The organism is Microbacterium sp. C448 (genome assembly GCF_000582705.2).
GTDB lineage: Bacteria > Actinomycetota > Actinomycetes > Actinomycetales > Microbacteriaceae > Microbacterium > Microbacterium lacus_A.
Genome location: NZ_HG779681.1, coordinates 1 through 3,266 on the forward strand (window position 1 = coordinate 1; position 3,266 = coordinate 3,266).

The 3,266-nt window shown below is 68.2% G+C and carries 3 protein-coding genes and 1 pseudogene; all 4 read left to right on the top strand.

Annotated features, from left to right (window positions below; all coding sequences use genetic code 11):
- The coding region (locus tag MIC448_RS08895) for an MFS transporter (protein WP_036298448.1) at positions 1-650 on the top strand (650 nt) is incomplete at its 5' end.
- 9 nt (positions 651-659) lie between these two features.
- Positions 660-1,904: a YihY/virulence factor BrkB family protein gene (locus MIC448_RS08900; RefSeq protein WP_243419938.1), complete on the top strand. Its 1,245-nt coding sequence runs from the start codon at positions 660-662 to the stop codon at positions 1,902-1,904.
- Between the two features lie 125 nt (positions 1,905-2,029).
- On the top strand, positions 2,030-2,878 hold the full coding sequence (locus MIC448_RS08905; RefSeq protein WP_199484428.1) for an exodeoxyribonuclease III: 849 nt from the start codon (positions 2,030-2,032) through the stop codon (positions 2,876-2,878).
- 67 nt (positions 2,879-2,945) lie between these two features.
- Positions 2,946-3,266: pseudogene (locus MIC448_RS08910) on the top strand (tryptophan--tRNA ligase); the annotation flags it as partial.

A 3,266-nucleotide genomic window follows, 5' to 3' on the forward strand; every position in this document is an offset into this window, starting at 1 on the left:
CCCGCGCCGCCGCACCGGTCGGTGAACGACCGCGCATCCCGCTCCCCCGTCGCGGAATCTGGCTGTTCGGATTTGTCATTCTGGTGGCATTCACCCTCGATTCCGGTGTCAGCACCTGGAGCACGATCTATCTCAACGACGATCTCGTCTCCGGTGCGGCGATCGCACCGCTCGGTTATGCCGCCTACCAGGTCGCGATCCTGGTGACGCGTCTCACGACGGACCGCGCGACCGGACGGTGGGGGCGCACCGCGGTCGTCGTGACGGCGACGGCGGTCTCGATTGTGGGGCTGGTCCTGGTCGCGGCACTCCCGTGGACGATCGCGGCGATCGTCGGATTCGCTCTCGCCGGAGTTGCGGTCGGAGCGCTCGTGCCGCTGTCGTTCACGTCCGCGGGGGCGCTCGCACCCGCCCGGGGCGATGAGGTGATCGCGCGCGTCAACCTGTTCAACTATGCCGGCGCGGTCCTTGGGGCGGTTCTGCTGGGACTCCTCGCCGATGCCCCCGGACTTGGCGTCGCCTTCCTGCTTCCCGCCCTGATGCTGGTGCCGATCCTGTTCCTCGCCCGGCGTTTCGGTCGGGCGGTTGCGGCGACCGAGTCATCCGCCGGCGCCTCGGCGTATGCGGACGGCGCCGACCCGAGTCGCTAGCCTGGGGGCGTGAGTTCCCGCCGATCGTCCGACCCCGAGGTGTATCCCGACGGCCCGGACGATGAGGGCGCGGCGGGCCGCACTGACGACGACGACGCCGGACGCTGGGAGTCCGCGCAGGAGACGCTTCGGCGCCACCTCGAAGAGCCGGTGCAACGCGCGACGCAACTGACCCGGCGGACGCTCGCCTGGTTTCCGATCCGGGTATGGCGGCACTTCCTGCGTCACAACGGGTTTCTGCTCGCGGCAGGAGTGAGTTACCAGTCGCTGTTCGCGATCTTTGGCGTGATCTACCTGGCGTTCGCGGTGGTCGGCCTCTGGATCGGTGCGAGTCCCGCGGCGATCGATCGGATGATCGACATCATCAACGAGTACATCCCGAACCTGATCAGCGAGAACGGGCTGGTCACCCCGGAGCAGGTGGAGTCTGTCACCACCGCCACGGCGACGACCCTCGGCATCACGGGGGCCGTCGCGCTCGTCGTCGTCGTGTGGACGGCTATCGGATTCATCACCTACGCCCGCCGGGCCGTGCGCGATATCTTCGGCCTCCCCTTCGATACCCGCTCGTACGTCCTCTTGAAGGCCCGCGACTTCCTCGCGGCCGTGATCCTCGCCGTCGCACTTCTCGTCGGCTTCGCCGTCAGCGGCATCGCCACCTGGGCCCTGACGCTGCTGTTCACCCTTTTCGGGATCGGGGATCTGAGCGTGCTGTCGAACGTGACCGCGCGAACGGTGTCCCTGCTGGTCTCGTTCGCGATCAACGGGGTCGCGCTGGCCGCACTGTTCCGGTTCCTGACGGGGGCGGCACTCGCCTGGCACCGGATCTGGCCGGGCGCCCTGCTCGGCGGTGCAGCAATCACCGTGCTGCAGGTGGGCGCTGGTGTGCTCCTGATCTACACACCCTCGAACCCTCTCCTGGCCACCTTCGCTGTGCTGATCGGGTTTCTGCTGTGGTTCCGCCTGATCGGCATCGTCATCCTGGTCGCGGGGGCGTGGATCGCAGTCGGCGCCGCCGATCGAAACCTCGCACTGACGGAGCGCACGGAAGAAGAGGCGCGGCTCGACGAGTACCGGGCGCTGCTCGTGGCCGCGGAGGTCCGCCTACGCGAAGCACGCCTGACACGCGACACCGCGCCCTGGTATCGCTCCTGGCGCGCCGGCCGCGATGTGCGCCTGGCCGAAGATGAGCTCGCACGCCTCCGGGCTGATCCCCCGCCGGAGCCGAAAACCCGCGGCTTCCTGCTCGACTGAGCATCGAACGACTGAGTATCGAACGACAGAGATATCGAACGACAGAGACATCGAACGACAGAGACATCGAACGACAGAGCTGCGGGGCGCCGAGCATGTCGGAGGCCGTCGATACAGTAGAGCGCGTGCCTCGACCCATCCGTATCGCCTCTGTCAACGTCAACGGAATCCGGGCGGCGGTGCGCAACGGCATGGCTGGATGGCTCGACCGGGCAGACGTTGACATCCTGGCGCTGCAAGAGGTGCGCGCCGAGCTCTCGCACGTCGAGAGTGCGCTGCCCGGGTGGAACCTCGTCCACGACGAGTCGCTCACCAAGGGGCGCTCAGGTGTCGCCGTGGCCAGCCGATTGCCGATCGCGGCCTGGCGTGTCGAGCTCGGCGACGAGACGGTCGACTCGCGCGGCCGATGGATCGAGGCCGACATCGACGTCGATGGCGAGCGCCTGACCGTCGTCAGTGCCTACGTGCACTCCGGCGAAGACGGTACCCCCCGTCAGGACGCCAAGTACGGATTCCTCGACGCGATGGAGCGCCGGATGCCCGACCTCGCCGCCGACGGCTCCCTCGCCGTCATCATGGGCGACCTGAACGTCGGCCACCGCCCGCTCGACATCAAGAACTGGAAGGGCAACGTCAAGAAGGCCGGGTTCCTCCCGCGCGAACGGGCGTACTTCGATCGATTCCTCGGCGACGCCGGCGAGCCCGTGACGGGCGTCGACGGTTCGGTCGGGACGGGGCTCGGATGGGTCGACGTGGGGCGCCGCTTCCACGGCGAGGTGGACGGGCCATACACGTGGTGGTCGAATCGCGGTCAGGCCTTCGACAACGACACCGGCTGGCGCATCGACTATCAGCTGGCAGCACCCGCTCTCGCGGACCGAGTCACCGACTACCGAGTCGCCCGGGCGGCCGCCTACTCGGAGCGGTGGAGCGATCACGCGCCGGTCATCGTGGACTACCTGCTCGGCCGGTAGACCCGACAGCGCCGACCTCCGGGCGACGGCGACCGGGCTGAGGCATCCCGCAACCTAGAATCGACGAGTGAGCAAAGCGCGCCTGTACTCCGGAATGCAGCCCTCGGCCGATTCCCTCCAGATCGGCAACTACATCGGTGCGCTGCTGCAGTGGCGCGATCTGCAGGAGTCCTACGATGCGTTCTTCTCCGTCGTCGATCTGCACGCGCTGACCCAGCCCAACGACCCCGCCGAGCTACGCGAGAAGACCCGCCGCACGGCCGCGCAGTACATCGCCGCCGGCATCGAGCCCGCCAAGTCGACGCTGTACGTGCAGTCGCATGTGCCCGCTCATGCCGAGCTCGCGTGGATCCTCGGCACGCTGACGGGCTTCGGCGAGGCGGGTCGC